Raw genomic sequence first — 26342 nt, forward strand, 5'->3', positions numbered from 1 at the left:
GCAAATGAAGCGTTAAAAGTAGAAAATACTACACTTTGAATCTATTTTGTGAAAAAGTGTGCTGTTTTTTTCATTATAATGATTATTTTTCGTTGCCATGCTACTAGTTAATGAAAAATAACAACCTTTTGATTGGCTGCTGAAAATCGTTTCACCGGCAGTCACGGTTCTAATGCGTTCTCTAGATGACAGAGAACTAGGACCGCGGAAGCACGAGAACCATTCGAGGCTGGTGAAAAAGCATCTCGAAGAAGCGCAATGGCTCCACACGTTACGCGTCTTACTATGAGAAACCCACTCATAGTAAGGCTTTTTAAAAGAGGGTAATAGCTTCGCTTATTGCCTAGAGGGTAGTGGAAAAGGGAAAACGCCTTCTTCACTACCCTCGAATCATCCTCGCGCTCCTCCCACTTTCAGCTCCTTGCTCACACATAAGATCGGAGTGACAAGAATAATATTTCATATACAAAATATCTTTTAATACTCTAAATATTTCATTGACAAAAAAATGTTTTGTATGTAAAATCCAATTAAGAGGTGGGGGATATGAATACACAAAAAAAAGAAGCAAACAAAAAATATTCAGTACCGGCTTTAGAGAATGCTTTTGAAATACTTAAATTATTAAGTAGGAAACGGTTCCGTGAAAGTACCGTTACCGAAATTGCCAATGCTATCCCGTTGAGTACAGCTACTTGCTATAGACTTTTACAAAGTTTAGAAGGGTTAGCCCTTGTTCGCTATATAGAGGAAAAAAAACGATATACCTTAGGACCTTATCTTGTGGTATTAGGTGAGAGAGCGAAAGAACATTTAGATTATATATCAATGATTATGCCGTATCTTGAAAGATTAACAAAGGAAACACAAATGACTTCCATTCTGGTTAACAGGATAGGGGAAGAAAAAGTCGCCATTGTTGCAAAAGAAGAGGCGAGTGATTTTGGAATTAGCGTTTCGGTTGGGAGACATTTTGACATCACGGATGGATCATATGGAATGTGTTTCTTAGCTTATTTAAGTAAGGAAGAGCGCGAATTTCATTTGAAGCAAAATAAGGGATTAAAACCTTTCTCAGATGAAGAAATTGCATTTCTTGAAGTGGAAATTGAAAAAGTTAGGGATAATGGATTTTATATCACTTATGGAGAGTATCTAAAAGGAATATGTGGTATAGCAGCTCCAATTTTCAGTAGTAAAGATAAGGTTGAAATGTCAATCGCTTTAGTAGGGTTAACAGCCCAATATGATAAATCGGAACTTCATAAAAAGGGAATATTAGTTAAGCAAGTCGCTGAAGATATAACAAGAAAAATAAGAATAGAATAGGGATTTTACTCTTCGCTATAGAAACTGAATATAGCGAGGAGGAGGAGCCTACAAATAAATATGACCTCTGAATGTTAGGTGAGCATTTGTATTAGTTTGTTTTGTAACCGTTTTCAAAATGGGGGGTGTTGATATCTGTTCCACATCTAAGAAGGATTTGCTGGGCCCCGTATCTTTTCAAACTTTCAATCACTGGTAGTTTCAATGAAACCTAGATAAATAGTCTTGAATTCTTTATAGGGGGTGAGATTAAACTAGTTGCTGTTTCTTTGTCCCGTGAGAAAAGAATTATAAGTGAAAAGAGGGGGATGGTTAGTTGATGAATAAGGTAACTTCGTTTTTTACAGAATTGATGAGGAAGTATACGCCTGATCCACTTGTATTTGCAATTGGTATTACCTTTTTCACATTGTTTTTAGCGGTTATTATGGGCAATAGTTTTATGGGTGTCACACAGATGTGGGGAGATGGTTTTTGGGATCTGTTAGCTTTTACCGCACAAATGGCAGTGATGCTAGCAATGGGCTATGTATTAGCCATTACACCTATTGTTGATAGAGTATTAACCGCTATCGTTAGAAAAGTTAAAAAGCCAAGAACAGCTATTATAGTTGCAACATTAGTTGGGGGGATTGGCTGTTATATTAACTGGGGATTCGGTCTTGTACTTGGGGGGATTGTAGCTAGAAAACTTGCTTCTCAAGTTAAAGGGGTTCATTATCCTTTAATTATTGCCGCGGCTTACAGTGGATTAACAATGTATGGATTAGGGCTTTCATCAACCATTCCATTGCTCGTTTCATCACCTGATCATCCATTAGTAGAGCAAATGGGCGTCATTCCTCTTTCAGAAACGATCTTCTCACTACCTATGCTAGTAACTGGCCTTATCATCATGATCACCTTACCTATTTTCAACTCGTTACTACACCCGAAGCAAAGTGAGGAAATCATTGAGTACAACTCTAGTGTTGATTCAAGTAAAACTCAGACGGCAGCTGCTTCAGAGAATGTATTGCAGGACAATACAATAGCACAAAAGTTAAATCAAAGCCGTTTTATAGTCTGGGGCATCGCATTATTAGGCCTTACTTATGTTATAACCTACTTTATAAACGGTGGGTCATTAAGTATAAATATTATCAATTTCTGTCTTCTATTCCTTGGATTCATGCTTTTAGGATCAACCGAAAAATATGTGGAAAAGTTATTGGAAGGGATTAAATCTATTTCAGGTATTATTCTACAATATCCTTTCTATGCTGGGATCATGGCTATTTTGGTAGGATCCGGATTAGTTGCAACGTTTGCAAATGGGTTTGTTAATTTAGCTTCAGCAGAAAGTTTACCTTTTTACAGTCTATTAAGTGCATTCTTTGTTAATATGTTAGCTCCTTCTGCTGGTGGTCAGTGGGTTGTGCAAGGACCTGTTATGGTGGAAGCAGCAAGGGAATTAGGGGCTTCATTTTCTCAGGTATCTATGGGCGTAATGTTAGGGGATGCTTGGAACAATATGATTCAACCATTCTGGATTTTGCCAATATTAGCATTATCGAGTTTAAAGTTAAAAGATATTATGGGTTACTTGGTGCTTATTATGGTTTGGGTTGGAATTGTGTTTACCGTTTCATTTTTAGTTTGGGGATATTTCGGATAGTTATAGCCTTTATTTTCAGAATATTAATTATAATCTGTAAAAACAGAATAGTTAAGGGGTGTTGTACAGGTGGGAGCTTTATATTTTGAAGATTTCGAAGTGGGAAGTACATTTGAAACACCAGCTCGAACGATAACAGAAAGCGATATTATGATGTTCGCTGGACTCTCAGGTGACTATAATGCTCTTCATACGGATGAGGAGTTTTGTAAGAATACGAAATTTGGTCATAGAATTGCGCATGGCTTGCTTGGAATTTCGATTGCAAGTGGATTAATGAGCCGCTCAGGAATTTTTGAAGGGTCAGCCGTTGCGTTACTAGGGATTAATAATTGGAAGTTTTTAAAGCCTATTTTTATAGGAGATACGATTTTTGTTAGATTTACTATCGCTTCTAAAAAACGATCAAAGTCAAATCCAACAACAGGCATCCTTAATAGAAGCTATGAACTTGTGAATCAGAGAAGCGAGGTTGTTCAACAAGGTGAAATGCCAGTTATGTTAAAAACTCGTTAATAAATCTCCTTTTATGAAGTTATAAAAAGAAAGATAACATCATCTATTAATGAAGTAGTTCCTGTTATCTTTAAGCAGTAGAATTTATGGGGGTTGGAATATGGTCCTAAGTATCGGTGAATGGGTCGAAAACGTACTTTCCGAAAAAGATTATAAGAATCAAACTGCTTTTATGAATGGTGAGGGTTTACAAGTAAGTTATGAGGAATTAATTAAGCGATCTAGTGAGGTAGCGAATGCGTTGAAGGGCGCTGGAATTGGAAAAGGGGACCACATTGCAGTGTGGCTTCCTAATTCGATTGAGTGGGTAACGTTGGAAATAGGCTGTGGAATGGTTGGTGCCACGCTTGTATGCTTAAATACTAGATATCGAGCTCATGAATTATCCTATATTCTTAAACAATCTGATAGTAAAATGCTATTTTTTACTGATAATGTTGATGGGCATAAAACGAATGACGTCTTAAAAGAGATTATGCCAGAATTATTCAACAGCAACTATACCTCCCGATTCAAAGAGTTTCCTTATTTGCGAATGGCAGTTTGTATATCAAACTCTGTCGTTCGGGGGGCATGGACACTCCAAGATTTTATCCAACATTTTAAAGCTACCGATGAAGTTACCTTTCAAACTAACAAGACGGATATACTAAATATCCTCTACACCTCAGGAACAACTTCTAAACCAAAAGGCGCGATGTTATCGCATCAAAACGTTTTGGGTCATTCTTCTAATATATCAAAGCATTTAAGAGTAAGTAAGGCTGATACATCGTTAGAGATTCTTCCTTTTTGTGGAATCATGGGTTTGAATTCTTTATGGCTCTCTCTTTTGGGGGGATCTAAGATTATCGCGCCAGAAACGTTTAAAGTAGAGCAAGTTTGCCAGTTTATTAGTAAATATCAATGTACCATTTTGAACGCAGTAGATGAAATGTATTGGGTCATTATTAATTATATGAAGCAAAATGCAGTTGATTTATCAAGCTTAAGAATTGGAACTACCGGAATTTTTATTTATGAAGAATGGGACATTTTGAGTCAAATGGAGCAAAGGAATCAGTTTCGAATCCTTCATACGTATGGAATGTCGGAAATCGGTTCAATGTTATTACTTAGAAATCCGGAAGATTCAATTGAAAGCAGGGTGATTTCAGGTGGTAGACCCGTTAGTGGTCAAGTGAAAATAATTGATCCAAATACGTTACAAGAAGTTCCGGATATGGAACGAGGAGAAATTGTTGCCTCTGGTATAAACGTCATAGATCAATATTATAAAGCACCTGATAAAACGGCTGAAGCATTTTTAGAAGATGGATATTTTAGAACTGGTGATTTAGGAATAAAGCACCCTGATGGAACGGTTGAATTCCATGGACGTATGCATGAAGCTTTGCGACTCTCAGGATTTCTTGTTTCACCATCAGAGATAGAAGAGTTTTTGAATAGATTAGATGGAATTGAATTAACGCAAGTGGTTGGGTTGAAATCTAATCAAAAAACAGTAGTAGTAGCCTTTGTTATCTTAGAAAAAGATAGTAATTTGCAAATAGATGAGATTAGACAATATAGTCAAAGCCTAGCTCACTTTAAACGGCCGAAGCACTTTTTTATCGTTGATGATTTCCCGAAAAGCAAAGGGCCTAACGGGGAAAAAGTTATGAAGAAAAAACTAGTTGAAATGGCTGAAGAGATGATTGTAGGGCAGAGTCAGTAGGAAAAAACCGGGAATTAATGGAGGGGTTATAATGCGTGCATGTTATATAGAATCATTTGGTGGACCAGACAAAATTAAATATGGAGAAGTTCCAAAACCAGTAGTTGGGGATAAGGATGTATTGGTCAAGATCGCCTCATGTGGAGTTTGTTTTCACGATACATTGACTAGAAAAGGAGTGTTTCCAAGAACAAAGTTACCAGTTATATTAGGCCACCAAGCTGCTGGAGAAGTCATCGAGACAGGTCCTTTAGTAAAAGATATTAAACCAGGGGATCGTGTACTGTGTTTACCATTTTCGACATGTGGTGAATGTGAGTATTGTCTATCAGGCAGGGAGCCACTTTGTCAAAATGCATTATTTGTGGGAGAAGAATTAGATGGGGGATATGCAGAGATGGCTGCCTTACCAGAAACAGCATGGGTCAAGGTTCCCGATGAGGTATCTGACGATGTCGCTTCCGTGTTAGCATGCAGTCTCGGTACTCCTTATCACGCGCTTAAAACGATTGGTGAAGTGCAACCGAATGAAAATGTTGTTATTACTGGGGCGAGCGGAGGCGTTGGGAGTCACGCGATTGAAGTTTTGAGATGGATTGGAGCCCGAATCATAGCGATCACAAGCTCCGATTCGAAGGTAGAGTATTTAAAACAATTAGGTGCCGATGAGGTGATCGTCAACCGTGATGCTACTTATTCAAAAGAAGTCAAAAGGCTCACAAACGGAAAGGGAGCAGATTGCGTGCTAGAAATAGTCGGAGGTGCATACATCCCGGAGAGCTTAAAGAGCTTGAAAAAAGATAGCAGAATTGTACTGGTCGGTAATGTTGCTGGCACACCAACGGAGTTAAAGCCAGCAGTAATGATTTTGAAGCAACTAAGAATGCTAGGAACAAAAGGCGTTACCAGAGCAGAAATGCTAGAAATACTAGAGCTCGTCAAAAATGGTGAACTAAATGTAAACATAAGTGAAACGCATCATTTAGATCAAACATCTGCGATTCATGAACGAATGTCGAATCGAGATACGACGGCAAGAGTTGTGTTACATCCCGATAAGTAAAACATTAGTACCTATTCATACAAAAAGTTTTGGAGGGAATTATGGGCTTACTTAATGGAGTTAAAGTATTGGATTTATCAAGATTATTGCCTGGGCCATATTGTACGTTAATGATGGCTGATTACGGTGCAGATGTCATTAAAGTGGAAGAACCAGGTAAAGGAGATTATATACGTTGGAGAAAGCCAGCAGTTGAAGGGATTGGTGCACGTCATTTAACGATCAATCGAAATAAAAAGAGTATTGAATTAAACCTTAAATCTGAGGAAGGGAAAGAAATTTTTAAACAAATGGCAGCAGAGGCTGATGTCATTTTGGAAAGCTTCAGACCGGGGGTTATGGAACGGCTAGGACTAGGTTATGACGAGATCTCTAAAATAAATGAAGGTATTGTGTATTGTTCATTAACTGGTTATGGCCAGACAGGACCGTATCGCCACTTACCAGGACACGATATCAACTATATAGGGTATAGCGGGATCCTAGGTCTAATTGGAGAAAAGGATGGAAAGCCAGTTGTGCCGGGAGTGCAAATTGCTGACTTAGGTGGAGGAGCGTTAATGGCACTGTCTGGGATTTGCATGGCTCTTTTCCACAAGGAGCGCACTGGAAAAGGGCAGTATATTGATGTATCGATGATGGATGGCGCTGTTACATGGTTATATGCTGCAGCATCAGATTATTTCGCTTCAGGCAAGGTTCCTGAAAGAGGGAAAAATCGATTGGATGGTTATTACGCTTCTTACAATGTGTACGAAACAAAGGATAACAAGTTTCTATCGATTGGAGCATCAGAAGAGAAATTCTGGAGGAGATTTTGCGAATTAGTAGAGAAGCCAGAATGGATTGAACTACACGAAGGTTCAGAAGAAATACAAACAAAATTGAAAGAAGAGCTCTCCCATTTATTTAAGACAAAAAATCAACAAGAGTGGCTAGACTTATTGGCGTTAGAAGATACATGTGTAGGTCCTGTTAATGATATAAGCCAAATTTTTTCTGATCCACAAATTATCGATCGAGAATTATTTACAGAAACAACTCATCCAGTCGCCGGAACGATAAAACAATTTGGATTTCCGATAAAGTTTTCAGAAACACCTGGAAAAATTCAATCACACGCACCGATACTTGGTGAGCATACAGAGAGCATACTAGAACAGTTTGGACACACAAATGAAAGCATTGAAAGTCTTAGAAATAAGGGTGTTATAGGTAAGAAACTTTCTATAAATATCTGAATGTTCTAACAAAATATTTTGGGTTGAAGCGATTTTCCCTAAAGAAAGGGAGTACGAAAATTGAACTATCAAAATATTAACGTATCCATAGAAAACGGTGTTTGTACGGTTACATTGAATCGACCAGAAGTGAGAAATGCGATTGTACTTGAAATACGCGAGGAGCTAAGGGATTTTTTCACGCATATAAAAGACAACGATGAAGCGAAAGTCATTGTGTTAACAGGTGAAGGGAAAGCATTTTCAGCTGGTGGTGATCTTAATACATTAAAAGATATCGATGCTGTTTCTGGTAGAAATAGATTAAAAGCAGGTCATGAGATGATCCAGGCCATTTTGAACTTAGAAAAGCCAGTTATTGCAGCAGTAAACGGGGTTGCGGCCGGAGCTGGAATGAGTCTAGCGTTAGCTTGTGACATGATTGTAGCTAGTCGTTCAGCTGTCCTGATTCAAAGTTTTGCCAAGGTAGGGTTAGTTCCTGATTTGGGTTCTATGTACTTCTTGCCGAGATTAATTGGCCGTCAGCGTGCCCTTGAGCTTATGTTTTTCGGTGAAAAGATAACCGCAGACGAAGCAAACAAGATCGGGATCGTCAATCGGGTTGTAGAAGATGAATTGCTTTTAAAGGAAGTTCACACTTTGGCATCAACACTTAGTGAAGGACCAGATATGGCACTAGGTTTGATGAAAAAGTTAGTCAATAGAAGTATGCTGGCTGCCATTGATGAAACGTTTGAATTAGAAGGCTTTGCACAAGGAATGTGTTTAGAGTCAGAAAACTTTCAAGAAGGTATTCAAGCATTCTTTGAAAAACGAAAACCTAAATTTAATAAATAATAGATTATTAGGAGGAATTTGATATGAATTCAGCAACTGTAAAAGAAAATACCGAGTTTCATGAAGAATTAAGAAAGAGTGTTCGCGCGGTTTGCAGCAAATATCCCGATGCTTATTGGAGAGGGCTAGAAGCAAATCAAGCTTATCCTGAAGAGTTCGTGAATGAGATTACGAAAAGTGGTTTCTTATCTGCACTCATACCAGAGGAGTATGGTGGTTCGGGGCTTGGAATCTTAGAAGCTTCTATTATATTAGAAGAAATCAATCGTTCAGGTGGAAATGCAGGGGCTTGTCACGCTCAGATGTATACGATGGGAACTCTACTACGACATGGTAGTGTTGAACAGAAAGCTAAGTATTTACCAAAAATTTCCGATGGTACTCTGAGATTACAAGCATTCGGTGTTACGGAACCAAACACGGGCACGGATACGACCCAATTAAAAACATTCGCAGAGCGTAGAGGGGATAAATATATCGTAAATGGTCAGAAAGTATTTATTTCACGTGCCGAGTATTCAGATTTAATGCTTCTCCTAGTAAGAACAACGCCAATTGATCAAGTGAAAAAGAAGACAGAAGGAATTTCTGTTTTACTCGTTGATTTAAAAGAAGCTGTCGGAAATGGTTTAACAATAAAGCCGATTCGTACAATGATGAATCACGCAACGACAGAGCTCTTTATCGAGGATCTTGAGGTACCTGTTGAAAATCTAATCGGTGAAGAGGGCAAAGGCTTTAAATATATTTTAGATGGTATGAATGCAGAACGGATTCTGATAGCGGCAGAATGTGTAGGGGATGGTCGCTGGTTCATTGAACGTGCTACAAATTATGCGAATGAAAGAGTCGTCTTCAACCGTGCAATCGGTCAAAACCAAGGGATTCAATTTCCAATAGCTCGTGCACATGTAAATATTGAAGCAGCTGATTTAATGCGCTTTCAAGCAGCTAAGCTTTTTGATGAAGGTCAAAAATGTGGTGCAGAAGCGAATATGTCAAAGCTACTAGCTGCAGATGCATCTTGGGAGGCAGCAAATGTTACTCTGCAAACCTACGGTGGGTTTGGATTTGCCGAAGAGTATGATGTTGAGCGTAAATTTAAAGAAACGAGATTATACCAAGTCGCTCCAATATCAACGAATTTAATACTTTCATATGTTTCAGAACACGTACTTGGGTTGCCGAGATCGTATTAATACATTGCATACTATTCACAATCTGAGAAATGAGCATTCTCAGATTGTGAAAAAACTTAGTTTTCAAACACTTGTGATGAGAGTATGGGGGAAAATCAAATGAAAAATGCGTTGATTATAAATTCTGTTAGAACGGCAGTAGGTCGAATGGGTGGAACACTAAAAGATGAACCAGTAGATTTTCTAGCAGCTAAAGTAATTGATGAAATTGTGGTTCGCTCCGGAGTAGAGAAACAGGATATTGATGAGGTCATCATTGGCCAGGCTAAGCAAAGTACAGATGCTCCCAATTTAGCAAGATTGGCTCTATTACGTGCAGGCCTTCCGATTGAAGTAACCGGTTATACTGTCCATCGCCAATGTGGATCTGGTCTCCAAGCGATTAATAATGCGGCGCAACAACTTATGTGTGGGTTGTCAGATATTATCATTGCTGGTGGAGCAGAAAGCATGAGCACGGCTCCTTTTTATATTCGAAATGGGAGATATGGATTTGGTGTTGGAAATACAGAAATACTAGATTCCAATACGGAAAGTCAGCCACGTGCACAACCTATTGAAACATATGGGAACTTAACCATGGGTCTCACTGCAGAAAATTTGGCTGAAAAATATCAAATTTCAAGACAAGAGCAAGATGAGTTTGCGATGCGTAGTCAAGAGCTGGCTCAAAATGCGATTGAACAAGGGCTATTTGAAAAACAAATTGTCCCATATGAAGTGAAACAAAAGAGAGAGACAGTCCTATTTGATAAGGATGAACATCCACGCTCAACTAGTATTGAAAAGTTACGTACCTTGAAGCCTGTATTTAAGGAGAATGGTACAGTCACTGCGGGAAATAGCAGTGGACGAAACGATGGAGCGGGTGCTGTGTTGATGATGACAGAGGAAGCAGCCAATAAATACGAAGCACAGCCAAAGGCTAAAGTCATAGCTCAAGCAGTAGCGGGGGTATCCCCGGAATTAATGGGAATTGGGCCTGCACCTGCCACAAGAAAGGCTTTACAACAAGCAGGATTAACGTTAGATGATATTGGACTCATTGAGCTAAATGAAGCGTTCGCAGCACAATCGCTTGCTGTAATTAAGGAACTAGGTCTAGATATCAACCGAGTGAATGTTAATGGTGGAGCAATTGCTTTAGGTCATCCAATTGGTGGAACAGGTGGAGTATTAATGACAAAGCTGCTTCATGAAATGGAAAGACGTGGAGAAAAGTATGGATTAGCTACATTTTGCATTGGTGGTGGGCTTGGAATTACAACGATAGTGGAAAATCTCCAAGTTTAAGTACTGAATCCTCTTAAACTAGTAGCTATAACAATAAGGGGTGAACTGAATGAATATGCCGACAGAAGAGTGGGAGGCACTATATCGCACGAGACAAACAAGTTCTAAAGAAGCAATCGCTCACATTGAATCTTTTCAAAAGGTTTTCCTTGCACCTTTCTGCAATGAGCCACAAACACTCGTTGAAGAGCTAGTACGACAAAAAGACCGAATGCATGGTGTTTCTCTTTATAATCTTGTAATTGGTAGCCCGTGTTTATACGCCGATCCAACGTGTCACTCGCACTTTAACATACGTACATTTTTGGGTTCTCCACTTCTAAAAAGTGCCTATATGGACGATGTGTGTGACTATGTACCAGTGAATCTATCGGAAATTCCTCGATGGTTAGAAGATGAAAAAATAGACATAGCCCTGATCCAAGTGTCACCACCTAATCAGGAAGGATACTGTAACCTTGGTATTTCGGTCGATACAGTACAATCTTTAATTAAGAATGCTGTAAAAGTAATCGCACAAGTAAATAATGAACTTCCTTTCTCATCAGGAGAAACACTTGTACATGTATCAGAGATTGATCATTTCGTCTGTTCTGATCGCCCATTGCTCACGATTCCAAGTGGAGAACCTTCAAAAGAAGAAATGGCAATTGGAAGGTACGTGGCAGAACTAATACCAGATTATGCTACCGTTCAAGTGGGACTTGGCAAAATTGCAGATAGCGTACTAATATCGCTTAGATCAAAAAAAGGACTGGGCATTCATTCAGGATCAATTACAGATACGGTTATGGAGCTTATGAAGCAAGGTATCATTACAAATGAGCATAAAGAGATTAATCGAAATCGAACGGTATGTACCACTATTACAGGTACTAGTGAATTATATCAATTTGCCCATTATAACCCAAATATTGAGTTGTACCCCTCAGACTATACACATAATGCAGCAGTCATATCCCGAATAAGTAACTTTCATTCGGTTAATTCAGCATTAGAGGTTGATTTATTTGGGCAAATAAATGCTGAACAAGTAGGCGAGTACCCAGTTGCTGGTGTAGGTGGGCAAATGGACTTTATACGTGGAGCGAGATTATCTCAAGGAGGTAAGGCCATTATCGCTTTACCATCAACAGCGAAAAGAGGAACTCAGTCACGTATTAAGATCAAGACTTCTTACGTTACTTCGATCAAATCAGAAATTGATTATGTAGTGACGGAATTTGGAATAGCGAAATTATTTGGCAAATCGCTAAATGAGCGTGCAAAAGAATTGATTTCGGTTGCTCATCCAGATTTTCGTGATGAACTTTCACATAGCTTACGAACAAGGAGTGCAGGTGTATAAACCAGCATTAGAAATGATAACAGTTCCAAAATAAATACTTACAGACAGACGCTGAGGGAGAGATGAAATGTGAATGTTCAAGGACGCGTAGTATTAGTTACTGGTTCAGGAAGTGGGATAGGGGAAGGAATTGCAAAGAAACTTGCCGAGAAGGGTGCAAAAGTAGTTATTAATGACATTGACCTAGCTAAAGCCGAACAGGTAGCACATTCCATTAATGCAGAAGGATACGAAGCGATAGAAGTGCAAGCAGATATTACGGATACAGAACAAGTAAATGAAATGACAAGCAAAATTATAGAGAAGTATGGAAGAATTGATATTCTCGTTAATAATACGGGAGTCGTACGAGACAATTTAATTTTAAAGATGCCAGAAGAAGACTTTGATTTTGTGATGAATGTGAACTTAAAAGGGGCTTGGGTTTGTTCAAAGTCTGTACTTGGATACATGAAGGATCAAGAATATGGCCGAATCATTAATATTTCTTCTCGTGCATGGCTTGGTCAGGCTGGTCAATCAAACTATTCTGCATCAAAAGGGGGACTCGTGAGTTTAACTAGAGCCCTTGCAATAGAGTTTGCTAAATATAATGTCACAGTTAACTGCATTGCACCTGGTTTAATTGATACACCACTTATTCAAAACCTTCGAGAAGATGTCCAGGAAAAGCTTATCCAAGCACAGCCAACACCAATGATTGGTCAGACTTATGACATTGCCAATACAGTTTTATTTTTCTCTTCAGAAGAGGCCCGTTACATTACCGGTCAAGTCTTACATGTAGATGGTGGGAAAAGTTTAGGTGCGAGAAATGTGTAACCAATTTTCAGCCAATAACCTTAATCTAATAGAAAGGTTAAGGTTTTTCCACTTCTATGAAAATAAAATGTTCAAATTCTTTTTGGGAGTCAATCCAGACATAGGAATAGATTTACCGATGGGAGGTTAAATGTATGGAACTACCTGAACGTGTGACGATAAATGAGGTAGGTTTAAGAGATGGTCTCCAATTAGAGACAAAAATTCTCTCAATTGATGAAAAATGCATGCTGTTAGATCAGCTTGAACAGGCAAATATATCCACAATTGAATTTGGTTCATTTGTGCATCCCAAAGCAGTTCCTCAGATGGCAAATACTAAAGACCTTTTTTATGCTATTCGCTCGAAAGGAAATCTTAATTTAACGTCTTTAATCCCAAATTTAAAAGGGGCTCAAATCGCTTCAGAAATTGGTGTGAAGGAAGTCAATTATGTGTTTTCCATCAGCAATACTCATAATGAACAAAATGTAAAAAAATCCACTCAAGCCTCTCTAGAAGAATTTAATAGGATCAAAAACTATTGTGATAGTCATGATATTTTAGTGGATGTCACGTTGGCTACCTCATTTGGATGTCCGTTTGAAGGGGAAATAGCTGAGGAGCAAGTATTTCAAATAACAGATATCCTTGTAGAGCAAGGTGTTCATATTTTGACTTACGCAGACACAACCGGAATGGCCGATCCACTACAAGTGTTTACCTTAGTATCAAACGCTAAAATCAAATATCCGGATCAGGTCTTTGGTTTACATTTTCATAATACAAGAGGAATGGGACTTTCAAACGTTTTAGCTGGGTTACAAGCTGGCGTCACCCGTTTTGATGCTGCCCTAGGTGGGATTGGTGGATGTCCGTTTGCCCCTGGTGCAACAGGTAATGTTTGTACAGAAGATGTCGTCCATATGCTAGAAAGAATGGGGATAGCGACAAATATTAATCTAGATAAATTACTTGAGACTTCGAAGTTGTTAGAAACAGTATTAGAGCATGAACTCCCTGGGCAAGTGGCAAAGGCAGGAAAAAGCACAAGGAGGTACCCGGTTCCAAATAGAATATAACACAAATAGACGTTTGTTAAACAAAAAGGTGAGGTGGAAACAATGCAAATGAAAAGTGCTGAAACTAAAGGGGAAATGATGAAGGTGAAAGAGACAGTTAGTGTTGCAAGACATGATCGTTATGAAGGAATTTATACGTTAATGCTTAATAGACCTGATTCTATGAATGCAATGTCAACACAAATGGCAGTAGATATTATCGACTCGCTACAAGAACTGAAAAAACAAGAGGATTTGAGAGTGCTTGTTATGACGGGCTCTGGCAACAAAAGCTTCTGTGTTGGTGCGGATTTAAAAGAGAGAAAGGGAATGACACGTAAACAGTGGCAAGAACAACATGACATTTTCGAAGATGCAGCTGAGTCAATACGAAAATTTCCATTCCCTGTTTTTGCTGCAATCAATGGATTTGCTCTGGGAGGAGGGCTTGAACTTGCATTAAATGCCGACTTCAGAGCAGCAGCAAGTCATGCCAAAATGGGATTTCCTGAATCAAAACTAGGAATTATCCCTGGAATTGGAGGAACACAGCTTTTGGCCAGGGCTATCGGCGTTGGAGCAGCAAAAGAGATGTTATTTAGAGGAAATCAAGTTGTAGCAGAAGAAGCAAAACAACTAGGAATCATTAATCACATTTTCACTAGTGATGAACTATTAGATAATGTGTACGAGATTGCAAAGGAAATTTCAAAAAATGCACCACTCTCTTTGAAAATGTTAAAAGCTTCTGTTGACAATGGCATGCAAACGGATCTCACTACGGCCTTATCGATTGAACTTCAAAGTTATTATAAGTGTGCTGATTCAGAAGATCGAGTAGAAGGCATTAACGCATTTAATGAAAAACGTGCACCACGGTGGCAAGGGAAATAAGGGGACTTGGAGGAGCGTGGGGACGGTTTCTCGTGCTTCGTGGCCCTTTGATTAGAATAATTGTTTCTAACAATCAACAAAAACACATGGAAGATTAATTTTGTATACTATTCATGGCTACGCACATCGCCTATAGGGTAGTGAAAAAGGGGAAAACACCCTTTTTTACTACCCTTGGACGGTTCTAATGCTTCCTCCAGATGAGAGGAGAACGGCAATCAGAGGGGACTATCCAAAAGGAAGCGCGAGACATGTCCCCGCGCTCATTCATCCTTCTTATAATATAGTTTTAATTCTTTTAAGAACGTGTTAAGTGCTGGATTTGTATCACCTTCATGCCAGACTACTCCCCAATGATAATTTAGATTTTTCCCTTCTATCGGTATCTTTCTATGATTTTTATCTCCGAAATTCCGAACATATTTTGGTAATATCGTAATGGCGAAACCGGAATCTACTAGCAGGAAAAGTGCTTCTATTTGATTCACTTGGAAAGCAATTTTGGGGGGGAATCCTTCCTCTTTACATAATTTAGCGATTAGGTTATAACTCCCGGGTGCTTCAGATGTAGACATGATGACAAAGGGTTCGTTTTTTAATGAGGCAATTGGTATCTTATCTAGAGTCGACAAATGGTGATCGATGCTAGCGATTACAACCATTTCACCTTGAATAAACGTTTCCCATGAAAGGTTTGGAAATCGTTCCATTCCGGAAGAGTATGTAAAGCCAAGGTCTATCTCTTTATTATCTACTGAATTCATAAGTAAGGCAGCATTCATTTGATGGGGGAGAATTTCTATTAATGGATACTTTTTTTGAAACATTCTTAGAAAATTGGGGAGAGACTCCATATATTCTACAAACCCTATTTTTAATGTTCCTATAATTCCTTTATTTGCTTTACGGGTGTCTAAAATCGCTTCCTGATATTGTTCTACTATTTTTTTAGCTCTTTCATAAAAAATTTCACCAGCAGAAGTTAACTCAACTGTTCGTTTATTCCTAAAAAATAGTTTGACCTCAAGCTCTTCTTCTAATAATGCTATTTGCTTGCTTATTGCTGACTGGGATACATAAAGGTGCTTACTGGCTTCGCTAAAATTCAAATGTTTGCAGACTTCAAGAAAGTATTGTAAGCGAGTAGTATCCAAGATTACACCACCTATATATTTTTCTGATAAATTTGAACTTTTATACGATTATGGTACAGGTCCTATGACAATATTGCAAGTTTGGAATAACTGTTATTCCTTTTCGATGTTTCAAAGTTCTGAATTTATAGTTTAGTATAAGTAATGTAAACGTTTCCAAGAACAAAGATAATCGATAACAACCATTTCTTAAATATCATGAATTCATAGGAGGTTTTAATGATGATTAGGAGTTCAGAAGAGAAAGGTTTAGGTTTCGCGCAAACTGTTAACGGACCTGTGCCGGTTAGGGAACTGGGAGTTGTCCTCATTCGCGAGGCTCTCCTCTCCGTCGTGCCTGGGGCTGAACTTGCCCCTGAAATCAACATTGATGAGCAACAAGTTTTTGAGACCTTGCAGAAGGCTCTCATTGAATATCGTAATCTAGGTGGCAAGACAATTGTCGACTGTGGCGGGATGGCTCAAGGTCGCAATATGGTACTTTACCAACTTCTCTCTAAAGAGACAGGTGTACATATCGTAGCTTCGACCGGACTAGGGCGCGAACGAATGGTGGGTGGTTATTTCACCATGCCACCGACGATGATGTTGAACCCACCGAAACCACTCCCAGTAGAATACTTGGCAGATCTGTTTATTAAAGAGGTTACAGAGGGAGCTGTCGTACCGAAACGCTTTCGCTCAGGACCCGCTGGTGTAATCTGCGTTGCTGCTAGTCAAGGAAGCATCACGATGTTCGAGGAGCAACTTTACCGGGCTGCTGCTCAAACAGCACTTGTTACAGGAGCTCCCTTATCAATTCAGGTCGGGGCTGACGCTGCGTATGAGCTCGACATCCTTGAGCGTGAAGGCCTTGCTCTTGACCGAGTCATCGTCGGGGGACTCGATCGCCTAGAACATAATGTTGAGGTCGTTTCGATTGCACGAAGGGGTGCGATTGTTGCATTCGATCATGCAGGCTGGTCTCCGACAGATGGCTTTATCGACGAACGCCAACGAGCAAAGTCGATGCTCGAACTGTTTGAGGCGGGTCTTGGTGATAAAGTGCTTGTTTCAAGCAACGCTGTTGGCTGTGCATTTGGCCATGAGTTGCCACTTACCGGTTTCTCTCATCTGCTTGGCTCATTCATGCCAATCTTGCGTCAGGAAGGTGGCACAGAAGATCACATCGGTATTTTGTTAGAAACTAACCCACAGCGACTACTTGCTTTTGACACAGCGGTCGTTGCACAAACCAAATAGGATAAAAGAGGAGTGAGGATATTATGGGAAAAGTAAACACAGTTCTCGGCCCGATTGCAACGGAAGCACTTGGGATCACGGCGATGCACGAGCACATTGGGTTTGGAATACCAGGCCATGAATTGGATCCAAAGTGGTGGACACCCCACAACGTTATGTTAGAAGCTGCACTTACGAAGCTTAGCCGCTTCCATGAACTTGGAGGGCGTACGATCGTTGATTGTTCTGGGATGGGCTTTGGACGCGACGTCGCGTACTACCAAGTCATCTCGAAGGAAACAGGTGTGAATATTATTGCATGTACGGGATTCTGGGCAGGTGATGGGATACCAGCGTATTTCCATGACAAGTCGGTTGAGTATTTGGCTGATCTCTTCTGCCGTGAGATCACAGATGGAATCGATGGGACGAACGTGAAGGCCGGTGTCATCAAAGTTGGCGTTAGCAACGGTGGATTAAGCGAATTGGATGAACGCATGTACCGTGCAGCAGCTCGGGCAGCGCAAGCTACTGGTGTTCCGGTCCTTACACATTTATCGAAAGATGCTAATCATCAAATGGATTTGTTTGAGACTGAAGGCCTAACGTTAGACCGCGTGGTTATCGGTCACGCAGATCATGCTTTTGATTGTGATCCTGAACGCGATTTTATGGTAGCGAAGCGTGGGGCATTTGTAGGATATGACACGATCGGCTACGACACCGAGAAGGCAACGCCGGATAAACCTGCACCTCCATGGTCGCGTCCTCGGGCTGAACGTCTGAGTCAAATCGTTAATTTCCTCGAGACAGAGGGACCACAGCGTGCCATCCTTTCCACGGATGCAAATTGTTTTCCACTGGGTTTTGAGTCTACACCGAATTCGGTTACAGAACTGCTAGAAGTCTTTGTGCCGGATCTTAGGGCTTCAGGTATCAAAGAGGAGACGATTGAACAGCTTTTAGTAAACAACCCGGCGCACCTCCTAACGATGAGTTGATTAACCATAGTGGTCAAGTTAACACAACACTGCTGTGAATGATTCCCCTAGACATTGTGGCACTGAGAAACGTATACGTTTTTTGCTAGTTGAAAATCTACAACACCTGTATCCTCATAGCGTTGCAGGTGTTGTGGAAAAAATTCGGAGGAGTGAAAAAATGGACAATTCGATACGTGTCATTACGATTAAGTGTACCTTTGGCCGTTCAGCCTCGTATGCTTACTACATCGATGCCACACAACCCGTTCTAATTGATACCGGGGTCGTGGCGTCACCTGTACAGGTGATAGCGCCAGCTCTTGCAAGACACGGCCTACGACTTGAAGATATACGCTGGATTTTACACACTCATGGTCACGCCGATCATATAGGAGGAACACGAGCGATATGGGAGCAAACAAAAAGACAGGCAGAAGTGGTCATTCACGAGGCAGATGCTTCGTTACTAAGCGATCGACGTTCTCATATTACGAGTCATGATCGGATTCAAAGACAATATTTAGATGCGTCAACTTATGCTCAACAGACAGGCATTTTAATGAAGGTCATCGGAGACGAGGTAGAACCTACGCAAAAACTCGTCGGTGGAGAGCGCCTGTCGCTGGGAGATGATGTGTCTATAACCGTAATACCTACCCCAGGGCACTCTTTAGGTTCGGTAACATACTTGCTTGATGGTCTTGACTGGGCTTTTGCGGCTGATGCTGTACAAGTGTGTGGTACGATCAACACTCGCTTTCCGTCCATTGAGAAGCCTACCCTTTACCGTCAAAGTTTGAAGCATCTTCTCGAGGATGTACAACCTAAGCGTTTATATTTGGGGCACAACTTTCTCGACCCAAGTGGGGTGGCGATGAGCGAACAGCTAGATGGAGCTGATGTTTCTGCTGTGCTACGAACGAGCCTCGAGGTGGAGGAGCGAATTGCTGATGTAGCCAAACGGCACCTGGTAAGTGGGAAAGGGTTCGATGAGAATGATGATATGTACGCGCCGTTCACGGCTATTGCTAAAGAACTTGGATACACTGGCGATACACGAATTTTGCCTTCACCGTTCTTTGTCACGATGAATGGGTATCGAGAAGAACTTGTATAGTGGATCGAAGAATTGGAGCAAGGTTCGTAAACTTGCTTCCCAATAGTGCTTTTTCTATCTAAGCAAAGTATGAAATATAAAAAAGATTGGTGTAATGTTATAATAATATGATTTTGTAAAAGGGAAACAAAGGTTTTTATAGAATATTCAGAGTGACTTCTTCTTTAGGAGAAGCTGAGATGAGTTCAGAGTTGAAAAATAATCGACGATGAAATTGAATCCACAAAAGACAAAATGGATCTAAAAGATGAATAGGGGGAAGAGTTGATGGCTATTAAAGCATTAAAAAGCAACGTCCTAGGAAAGAGAGAGTCTACTCGTGAATCGATCATTGAAGTACGTAATTTAGATCAAAGGTTTAAGACGACTTCTGGTAACACTGTTGTAGCCCTCGAAAATGTGAATGTTAGTATAGGGGATACCGAATTTTTAGCAGTTCTAGGTCCAAGTGGTTGTGGGAAAAGTACATTGATGCAAATCATGGCAGGCTTAGTGAAGCCAACTTCAGGAGAAGTACTTTTAAAAGGAAAGCACGTGAAAGGTGCAAGCCGTGACATTGGCATCGTGTTTCAACGACCAGCACTATTCCCTTGGAGGTTGGTAATCGATAATGTCATGTTGAGTGCTGAAGTACTAGGTATGGATAAGGCACAAGCCAAAGTGCGAGCTCAGGAATTACTGGAATTAGTAGGGCTAGGTGATGCAGGAAAACTATATCCGTATGAATTATCTGGTGGGATGCAGCAACGTGTTAGTATTGCTCGAGCTCTGATGCATGATCCTGAAATTTTATTCATGGATGAACCGTTTGGTGCCTTAGATGCCCTAACACGAGAAACGATGGGGATAGAGTTGCTACGTATTTGGGAAATGAAACGTAAAACCGTAGTATTTATTACTCATAGTGTGACAGAGGCACTTTTCTTGGCTGATCGTGTACTCGTGTTGTCACCTCGTCCAGGAAGAGTAGCAGAAGATTTTAAAGTCGACTTAGGTCGTCCCCGTAATCTTGAAGTCATGTCAACACCAGAATTCAATGAGGCCGCTCAACACCTTCGTCATTTACTTGGTGCGACAATAGGAGAATGAATTTATATCAGTATTTTATAATCAGGTAATTGCTAAGAAAGGGGAACTAACATGTTAAAAGTAAATACTCAAAGTAAACCAACAAAACTAAAAATGCGTTCTTGGAATCCTGATTATTTATTGATTCCTGCGGTGTTTGTTGCTTTTATAATTATCTGGGACTTAATTGTTACTATTTTTGACATTCGGTCAGTTATTCTTCCAAGACCATTAGCAGTGTGGCAATCGTTTATAAGTGGTTTAAATCCAGGGGGAGCTTTAAATTACTATCCCCATTTTCTGACGACACTCTATGAAGTACTTGCTGGTTTCGTAATTGGATCATTGATTGGTATTTTCCTTGCTTTATTATTATCACAAATTCCGTTACTCGAACGGGTATTTAAACCATTTATTGTGGCATTTCAAAGTGTACCTAAAATTGCTGTTGCCCCTTTAATTATCATCTGGTTCGGTTATGGAATGGGATCAAAAGTTGTGCTAGTCATTTTGATTGTCTTTTTCCCAGTACTTGTAAACGCTTTAAGTGGTTTCAAATCTGTGGAACCAGAGCGACTAGCAGTCATGCGTTCATTAGGTGCTTCGAAATGGAACACTTTTAGAAAACTTGTATTACCAGGTTCGCTACCTTTCTTGTTTGCAGGTCTTGAAGTTGCATTAGTTCAAGCGATAACAGCAGCCATTGTTGCGGAGTTTCTTGCTGGCCGTGAAGGGTTAGGCGTTCTCATCATTCAAATGGAACAAGTTTTGAACACGGCTGGTATATTTGGAGTCCTTGTTATTCTAGCTTTGCTTGGGTGGGGGTTAACGATGATCCTCAATCTAATACGTAGAAAGCTTGTGTTCTGGTCGGATGCAGAGCGAAATTAGAAATAGAATAAAAAATGTAAGATGATTGATTAACTAGAAAATGGGGTGCTTACATGAAAAGGATTCTGAATTTACAAAAAAGTCTTGTGGTGGTGTTTTTGACTGGCCTGCTATTATTCATTAGTGCATGTGCGTCAACTGACACTGGATCACCTAGTAACTCAGCATCAGGTAACCAGTCAGATTCTGAGGAGAAACCTTTAGATAAAATTGTTGTCGCTACGCCGTTTGTTTTAGGCTCATCTAGTGGAATTCCAACGTGGCTTGGTGAACCGTTAGGGTATTTTGAAGAAGCAGGATTAGATGTTGAAATTGTCTCGTTACCAGGTAGACCAGCCGAAGTATTTGGATTAGTAGTTGCTGGACAGGCGGATGTTGGAACGTCTCAACCGGATGCTCTTGTTTATCCGATGGCAGAAGGAAATGATCAAGGTATCGCTTATACGTTTACACCTTATCAACAACCAGTGTTTGGAATTGTTGTAGATGAATCAAGTGATATCAATTCCCCAAGAGATCTTGAAAACAAAACAGTTGGTGTGACCTCTCTAGGTGCTCCATTTGAAACGTTTATGCATGCAAATGTCATTGAAGATGGAGGAGACCCTTCAACCGTTGATGCGGTTGCTATTAACAGTGTAACAGCAGCTATGGAAAATTTAAGAGGAGGACGTATGGATGCATTAGTAGGGAATCAAGCCGATTTGGCTTTAGCTTCACTCGTAACTGGAGCGGAAACGAGAATGTTACCTTTCCCTGAAGAAGTGGCAGAAGGCTTTGGTGCTGGATTTGTTATGCAAAGGGATGCGGATGAAGAGAAAAGTGACATCGTTGCTCGTTATATCCAAGCGGTCGTAAAAACAGCCGTTTTTGCTCAAGAAAATCCAGAGGAAGCAGTGAGGTTAAACTGGGAACTTTATCCTGCATCTAAGCCAACGGATAAATCGGAAGAGCAGGCGCTAGAGGAAGCCATCGTATCATTAGGTGTAACCGTTAATAATTATCAACCGGCCTCTGATGGTCAATGGGGATATATTTCAAAAGAACGCTGGGAAAAATTCGTAGCATCTAATGGATTCGCAGATGAAATTCCAGACGTGTCAGTCCTCTATGATTACTCACTCCTCGATAAAATTAACGATTTTGATGAGGAAGCAGTTAGAGAGCAGGCAAGGAATTATTAAGTAGTGGAAGCTTGGGAAGGGTGAGGAAGCCTGGGGGCGACGGTTCTTGTGCTTCCTCCAGATAACAAGAGAACTATCAGATACAGTACAGACCAGCTAAATAGAGATAAGGGGAAGCGCGAGAACAAGCGCTTCCCTTATCTGTTCTGAAGTACTATCGGTTCAGGCCTGGTCCTCCTGAACTTGGCTTACACTCGAAGCTTGTGGCAACTTCTGGGTCACCTTTTGTATAGCGAGCTACCGATGGGTAAGGGCATAGTGGACGAGAACGGTCCGCTGCCCATGTGGAAGGCACATCGTCGTTAACGCCACCTGGATTACCCTCGCCACGCGCTGTCGCTGTAATTCGGTCCGGTGCTTTACCGTATTCAACCCAATCGATTAAAGCGCCCAAACCGTCAAATTGATCGGTGGCAGGGCCGCCTCGGGAGTGCGCCATGCCAGGGATTTCGAAGTAGTGGGCGAACTCATCGGCTTTGTTTCTGTAGTTTGCATTAAGCTCTTCGTACCAACGCGCCGTGTCATCAGCCGAGAAGACTCCGTCAGAGGCGCCGTGATAGACGATCAACTTCGCTCCTGAATCGCGCATAGAGTCCAGATTAGTCGGGTCCGGAGGCGTCATGAACTCCATCGCACTTTCGGTGTAGAGCTCGTTGGAATTATAGATTGTCTGTCCTTGAGTGTCCAAATCAAAGTTCAGCGCATAGCCAAGCGTATCGTTCATCATGCTAGGACTCTCTGGTGGCGTTGAGAAAATGTATCCAACAGCCACAGGGTCTCGGTTACTTACGGAGCTATTAAACTTCCAACTGGCCCAATTTTCACTAACGAGTCCCGGATCAAATGGGAACGAAGAATAGAACTCTTCCCCGTCACTAGTGCGAGCTCCTGCGAAAACATCTTTAACCACTTGCTTTTGCTCTTCAGTCAGACAAGTACCGTCCCGTTCTGCATCGCAAGTTGGGACATCTCGCTCAACGTCGAAAACTTGTTGGCAACGCTCTTTGTCTTGTACCATACCATCAACAAGTCGGTCCAAGCCATCACAGCGGTCAAGGATCGCTTGTGCAAGCACTTCACGCTCTGCTGGAGGCAGCGCAGTCTCTAAGTCGTCCTTAGTTGTTGCAACTTTTGCCCATTGCTGAGCACCCCACAGCTGGGCAACTGCCGACTTAGGCAAGTTGAACCCAGGCGCCCCAGCTAGGAATTCGTCGTACTGATCTGCGTAGCGGGAAGCAGCTACCATTGCATGTCGCCCTCCGTTGGACGTGCCGGCAATGTATGAGCGATCAGGCTCACGACCGTACGCCTCCTCGATTAAGCTCTTAGCCATTGGCGTAAGCGTTCCGACTGCTTGGTAGCCGTAGTCTAGACGTGCCTGTGGATCAAGTCCGAAAAGGGGATTCTGTGATCCGCTATGGCCTGCATCTGAACTCAAAACAGCGAATCCCATCTGCAGTCCGTTTTCTAACTGACCACCTGTGAAACTTCCTAGTGCAGGGACAACATTTCCATCCAATCCACCATTAGCTTGGTAGAGGAATCGTCCCTCCCAATCTACGGGAAGTCGCATTTCAAAACCGATCGCATAGGTCTGGCCGTCTACAGGGCTCACTCGCTCATTCATTTTGCCCTTGATGAGACAATGCTCACCAACCGGATTACCGGCATTGGTAAGCGTTCCCTCAGTAACGACCTCTACCGATGTGATAGTGGTTTGATCAAAGTCAAAAGTGTCTTTTAGATCCACACACGCCTCTAAAGTGCCTGGTTGTGCGGGCTCTAGCTGAGGGATTGAATCGTTTGACCCCTTATTAGGTGTCGATTTGTTTGCATTTTCTTGATGTGAGGAGTTGTTTCCTGTTAAAGCGTTTCCACTATTCGCCATAGCAAAGGAAGGAATTAACGCCATAACGATAAGAACGGCTGTTAGTAGAATGGAAAAACTTATTTTCTTATTCATAGATTTTCCCCTTTCATAAAGATTGTATCTAGCACAAGGATTGTACACAATATTATGAAAATTTTGCGCCGTCTTGATATAGGAATTGAAACTTAAAATTCATATGCAGTGATTGAAGGATATTTATGGAGCATGGGGACGCTTCAGCTGCTTCCTCATGAATCGTCCATGAAGCTTTTGGGAAAGTAAAATTAGGCTCAACTGAATTGTCTCTCTTATTTAATGTGTAAGCTCCTTTCTTAGACTATCACTTATTGGAAGGTTTTTGATTGGGAATAGTAAAAGCATGAACCCGGGTTGATGGGCTCATGTTTTTTTGTCGTAGGTAATGAATGGTCGAGCCCACTTTTACGAGTTTTGCGATGTCCTTTTTTATGGGCTCTACAGCATGAAGGATTCGTACCTGCGTGGGACTTCTGCTTTTGGCCGATTTAGAATTTTGTGAAGTTCCGTTTGATATCATCCTTTTCAATATATTTATTACTATCTGACTAGAGCATTTTAACCATATAGCTTATAATAACAATATTTGGTAGTAAGGTGGAAACTATGAAAATTTGAATATAATGACAAAACAAATAAGGAGCATTCATAATTGGGAACTCTACTATTTTTCTTTTTATTAGGGATTGGACTTGTTATCCTGCCTAAATACTTGAGCTTCAGTCGGTCAAAATTCGGAGCTACTAGTGGATACGGTTTTTGGAAAACGTTATTTGATAAAGGAGTTTATGGTGAATTTATGACTTTTTCTTATCTAGAAAAGGTAGAGGGATACCAGAGGCTCATGACCAATTTGTACATACCAAAGAAGGATGGTTCAACTACTGAGATTGATTTAATCATGATCTGTCAGACTGGTATTTATGTATTTGAATCGAAGAATTACAGTGGATGGATTTTTGGTGATGAGAAAAGTAGAAACTGGACGCAAACTCTGCAAAGCAGGCAGAAAAATCGATTTTTTAATCCAATTTGGCAGAACAAAGGACATATCAATGCTTTGAAATTGAAAGTAGGGCTAGATGATCAGAATCTCTATAAATCTTACATTGTATTTAGTGAGCGATGCACACTTAAGAAAGTTACGGTGACGTCGCCAAATGTGAAAGTGATCAAGAGAAATGAACTATTGAAAACGATAAAGAAAGAGATTGAGGGTAGCTCTAAAGTACTAACAACGCAAGAAGTGGATCAACTCTATGCGAGGTTACAGAAATACATACTCGTTGATGATGTGATAAAGAAAGTTCATGTTGATAGGGTTCGGCGAAAGAGGAGTTAGGAAGTGTGAGAACCGCGGCAGCGCTCCTTGGAAATTGCTACAAAGCGTTGTTTGCTATTAAATTGGGCAAAATTGCCGTTATATTAACAATTTCGCTGTTATATTACGAAAATCGCCGTTATATCAGCGAATTCGCCGTTATATTTGCAAAATTGCTATAAAACGTGATTTCGTAAGGGTATTGCCTAGTCTTAAAGGGCATTTTGAAGGCAAATGAAGCGTTAGAAGTAGAAAATACTACACTTTCAATCTATTTTGTGAAAAAGTGTGCTGTTTTTTCATTATAATGATTATTTTTCGTTGCCATGCTACTAGTTAATGAAAAATAACAACCTTTTGATTGGCTGCTGAAATCCTTTCACCGGCAGTTACGGTTCTGCTGCTTCCTCTAGTTGCCAGAGAACTAGGACAGAGGAAGCGCGAGAACCCGAGGCTGGTGAAAAAGCATCTCGAAGAAGCGCAATGGCTCCACACGTTACGCGCCTTACTATGAGAACCCACCCATAGTAAGGCTTTTTAA

The 26342-nt window shown here is 40.7% G+C and carries 23 protein-coding genes; 21 read left to right on the plus strand and 2 right to left on the minus strand.

Annotated features, from left to right (window positions below):
• Positions 1-546 precede the first annotated feature (546 nt).
• The 13 genes from AC1FXZ_RS10670 to AC1FXZ_RS10730 all read left to right on the plus strand — a co-directional run bounded on the left by AC1FXZ_RS10670 (position 547) and on the right by AC1FXZ_RS10730 (position 14956).
• The gene (locus tag AC1FXZ_RS10670) at positions 547-1329 is read left to right on the plus strand and encodes an IclR family transcriptional regulator (protein WP_480053368.1); all 783 of its coding nucleotides are present in this window, start codon (positions 547-549) and stop codon (positions 1327-1329) included.
• Between the two features lie 319 nt (positions 1330-1648).
• Entirely contained in the window at positions 1649-2986 is a 1338-nt protein-coding gene (locus AC1FXZ_RS10675; protein ID WP_480053370.1) for a short-chain fatty acid transporter, read from the plus strand.
• 69 nt (positions 2987-3055) lie between these two features.
• Positions 3056-3502 (plus strand): MaoC/PaaZ C-terminal domain-containing protein, encoded by a 447-nt coding sequence (locus AC1FXZ_RS10680; RefSeq protein ID WP_480053372.1) that lies wholly within the window; start codon positions 3056-3058, stop codon positions 3500-3502.
• A gap of 100 nt (positions 3503-3602) precedes the next feature.
• A complete protein-coding gene (locus AC1FXZ_RS10685) occupies positions 3603-5219 on the plus strand; it encodes a class I adenylate-forming enzyme family protein (protein ID WP_480053374.1) in 1617 nt (538 codons plus the stop codon).
• Between the two features lie 31 nt (positions 5220-5250).
• A complete protein-coding gene (locus AC1FXZ_RS10690) occupies positions 5251-6282 on the plus strand; it encodes a zinc-binding dehydrogenase (protein ID WP_480053376.1) in 1032 nt (343 codons plus the stop codon).
• Between the two features lie 41 nt (positions 6283-6323).
• Positions 6324-7523, plus strand: a complete 1200-nt coding sequence (locus tag AC1FXZ_RS10695) for a CaiB/BaiF CoA transferase family protein (RefSeq protein WP_480053378.1) — start codon at positions 6324-6326, stop codon at positions 7521-7523.
• Between the two features lie 60 nt (positions 7524-7583).
• The gene (locus AC1FXZ_RS10700; RefSeq protein WP_480053380.1) at positions 7584-8360 is read left to right on the plus strand and encodes an enoyl-CoA hydratase/isomerase family protein; all 777 of its coding nucleotides are present in this window, start codon (positions 7584-7586) and stop codon (positions 8358-8360) included.
• A 23-nt stretch (positions 8361-8383) separates the two neighbouring features.
• Positions 8384-9559, plus strand: coding sequence for an acyl-CoA dehydrogenase family protein (locus tag AC1FXZ_RS10705; RefSeq protein WP_480053382.1), 1176 nt, complete (start codon positions 8384-8386; stop codon positions 9557-9559).
• A gap of 99 nt (positions 9560-9658) precedes the next feature.
• Positions 9659-10852 carry a thiolase family protein gene (locus AC1FXZ_RS10710; protein ID WP_480053384.1) on the plus strand — a complete coding sequence of 398 codons (1194 nt, stop codon included), beginning with the start codon at positions 9659-9661 and terminating at the stop codon, positions 10850-10852.
• A gap of 49 nt (positions 10853-10901) precedes the next feature.
• Positions 10902-12200, plus strand: a complete 1299-nt coding sequence (locus AC1FXZ_RS10715) for an acetyl-CoA hydrolase/transferase family protein (protein WP_480053386.1) — start codon at positions 10902-10904, stop codon at positions 12198-12200.
• 69 nt (positions 12201-12269) lie between these two features.
• A complete protein-coding gene (locus AC1FXZ_RS10720) occupies positions 12270-13022 on the plus strand; it encodes an SDR family oxidoreductase (RefSeq protein ID WP_480053388.1) in 753 nt (250 codons plus the stop codon).
• A gap of 134 nt (positions 13023-13156) precedes the next feature.
• The gene (locus AC1FXZ_RS10725; RefSeq protein ID WP_480053390.1) at positions 13157-14083 is read left to right on the plus strand and encodes a hydroxymethylglutaryl-CoA lyase; all 927 of its coding nucleotides are present in this window, start codon (positions 13157-13159) and stop codon (positions 14081-14083) included.
• 42 nt (positions 14084-14125) lie between these two features.
• Complete coding sequence (locus tag AC1FXZ_RS10730; RefSeq protein ID WP_480053392.1) at positions 14126-14956, plus strand: enoyl-CoA hydratase-related protein; 831 nt, start codon at positions 14126-14128, stop codon at positions 14954-14956.
• Positions 14957-15219: 263 nt separating this feature from the next.
• On the opposite strand, the gene AC1FXZ_RS10735 is transcribed toward AC1FXZ_RS10730, so the two are convergent.
• Positions 15220-16110 carry a LysR family transcriptional regulator gene (locus tag AC1FXZ_RS10735; protein ID WP_480053394.1) on the minus strand — a complete coding sequence of 297 codons (891 nt, stop codon included), beginning with the start codon at positions 16108-16110 and terminating at the stop codon, positions 15220-15222.
• 222 nt (positions 16111-16332) lie between these two features.
• Here AC1FXZ_RS10735 and AC1FXZ_RS10740 point away from each other — a divergent pair, with 222 nt between their 5' ends.
• The 6 genes from AC1FXZ_RS10740 (at position 16333) to AC1FXZ_RS10765 (ending at position 22574) form a co-directional block, all read left to right on the plus strand.
• Entirely contained in the window at positions 16333-17352 is a 1020-nt protein-coding gene (locus tag AC1FXZ_RS10740) for a phosphotriesterase family protein (protein WP_480053396.1), read from the plus strand.
• 23 nt (positions 17353-17375) lie between these two features.
• Positions 17376-18332 carry a phosphotriesterase family protein gene (locus tag AC1FXZ_RS10745; protein WP_480053398.1) on the plus strand — a complete coding sequence of 319 codons (957 nt, stop codon included), beginning with the start codon at positions 17376-17378 and terminating at the stop codon, positions 18330-18332.
• 160 nt (positions 18333-18492) lie between these two features.
• Positions 18493-19431, plus strand: coding sequence for an MBL fold metallo-hydrolase (locus tag AC1FXZ_RS10750; RefSeq protein WP_480053400.1), 939 nt, complete (start codon positions 18493-18495; stop codon positions 19429-19431).
• 267 nt (positions 19432-19698) lie between these two features.
• Positions 19699-20520: an ABC transporter ATP-binding protein gene (locus AC1FXZ_RS10755; protein ID WP_480053402.1), complete on the plus strand. Its 822-nt coding sequence runs from the start codon at positions 19699-19701 to the stop codon at positions 20518-20520.
• A gap of 51 nt (positions 20521-20571) precedes the next feature.
• Positions 20572-21390 carry an ABC transporter permease gene (locus tag AC1FXZ_RS10760; protein WP_480053404.1) on the plus strand — a complete coding sequence of 273 codons (819 nt, stop codon included), beginning with the start codon at positions 20572-20574 and terminating at the stop codon, positions 21388-21390.
• A 53-nt stretch (positions 21391-21443) separates the two neighbouring features.
• Entirely contained in the window at positions 21444-22574 is a 1131-nt protein-coding gene (locus tag AC1FXZ_RS10765) for an ABC transporter substrate-binding protein (RefSeq protein WP_480053406.1), read from the plus strand.
• 154 nt (positions 22575-22728) lie between these two features.
• Here AC1FXZ_RS10765 and AC1FXZ_RS10770 read toward each other — a convergent pair whose 3' ends face one another.
• The gene (locus AC1FXZ_RS10770) at positions 22729-24537 is read right to left on the minus strand and encodes a tannase/feruloyl esterase family alpha/beta hydrolase (protein ID WP_480053408.1); all 1809 of its coding nucleotides are present in this window, start codon (positions 24535-24537) and stop codon (positions 22729-22731) included.
• Between the two features lie 595 nt (positions 24538-25132).
• Between AC1FXZ_RS10770 and AC1FXZ_RS10775 the strand changes: the two genes are divergently transcribed.
• A complete protein-coding gene (locus AC1FXZ_RS10775; protein ID WP_480053410.1) occupies positions 25133-25822 on the plus strand; it encodes a nuclease-related domain-containing protein in 690 nt (229 codons plus the stop codon).
• Between the two features lie 5 nt (positions 25823-25827).
• Positions 25828-25983 (plus strand): hypothetical protein, encoded by a 156-nt coding sequence (locus AC1FXZ_RS10780; RefSeq protein WP_480053412.1) that lies wholly within the window; start codon positions 25828-25830, stop codon positions 25981-25983.
• The last annotated feature ends 359 nt before the right edge of the window (positions 25984-26342 follow it).

The sequence above is a fragment of the Halalkalibacter sp. HAAS-P014 genome, assembly GCF_056619965.1.

Bases quoted from the DNA above. Each gene is read 5' to 3' on its own strand.
- AC1FXZ_RS10730 (WP_480053392.1), top strand. From the start codon at position 14,126: ATGCAAATGAAAAGTGCTGAAACTAAAGGGGAAATGATGAAGGTGAAA.
- AC1FXZ_RS10675 (WP_480053370.1), top strand. From the start codon at position 1,649: ATGAATAAGGTAACTTCGTTTTTTACAGAATTGATGAGGAAGTATACG.
- AC1FXZ_RS10765 (WP_480053406.1), top strand. From the start codon at position 21,444: ATGAAAAGGATTCTGAATTTACAAAAAAGTCTTGTGGTGGTGTTTTTG.
- AC1FXZ_RS10745 (WP_480053398.1), top strand. From the start codon at position 17,376: ATGGGAAAAGTAAACACAGTTCTCGGCCCGATTGCAACGGAAGCACTT.
- AC1FXZ_RS10705 (WP_480053382.1), top strand. From the start codon at position 8,384: ATGAATTCAGCAACTGTAAAAGAAAATACCGAGTTTCATGAAGAATTA.
- AC1FXZ_RS10710 (WP_480053384.1), top strand. From the start codon at position 9,659: ATGAAAAATGCGTTGATTATAAATTCTGTTAGAACGGCAGTAGGTCGA.
- AC1FXZ_RS10725 (WP_480053390.1), top strand. From the start codon at position 13,157: ATGGAACTACCTGAACGTGTGACGATAAATGAGGTAGGTTTAAGAGAT.
- AC1FXZ_RS10740 (WP_480053396.1), top strand. From the start codon at position 16,333: ATGATTAGGAGTTCAGAAGAGAAAGGTTTAGGTTTCGCGCAAACTGTT.
- AC1FXZ_RS10670 (WP_480053368.1), top strand. From the start codon at position 547: ATGAATACACAAAAAAAAGAAGCAAACAAAAAATATTCAGTACCGGCT.
- AC1FXZ_RS10695 (WP_480053378.1), top strand. From the start codon at position 6,324: ATGGGCTTACTTAATGGAGTTAAAGTATTGGATTTATCAAGATTATTG.
- AC1FXZ_RS10760 (WP_480053404.1), top strand. From the start codon at position 20,572: ATGTTAAAAGTAAATACTCAAAGTAAACCAACAAAACTAAAAATGCGT.
- AC1FXZ_RS10755 (WP_480053402.1), top strand. From the start codon at position 19,699: ATGGCTATTAAAGCATTAAAAAGCAACGTCCTAGGAAAGAGAGAGTCT.
- AC1FXZ_RS10690 (WP_480053376.1), top strand. From the start codon at position 5,251: ATGCGTGCATGTTATATAGAATCATTTGGTGGACCAGACAAAATTAAA.
- AC1FXZ_RS10770 (WP_480053408.1), bottom strand. From the start codon at position 24,537: ATGAATAAGAAAATAAGTTTTTCCATTCTACTAACAGCCGTTCTTATC.
- AC1FXZ_RS10715 (WP_480053386.1), top strand. From the start codon at position 10,902: ATGAATATGCCGACAGAAGAGTGGGAGGCACTATATCGCACGAGACAA.
- AC1FXZ_RS10750 (WP_480053400.1), top strand. From the start codon at position 18,493: ATGGACAATTCGATACGTGTCATTACGATTAAGTGTACCTTTGGCCGT.
- AC1FXZ_RS10685 (WP_480053374.1), top strand. From the start codon at position 3,603: ATGGTCCTAAGTATCGGTGAATGGGTCGAAAACGTACTTTCCGAAAAA.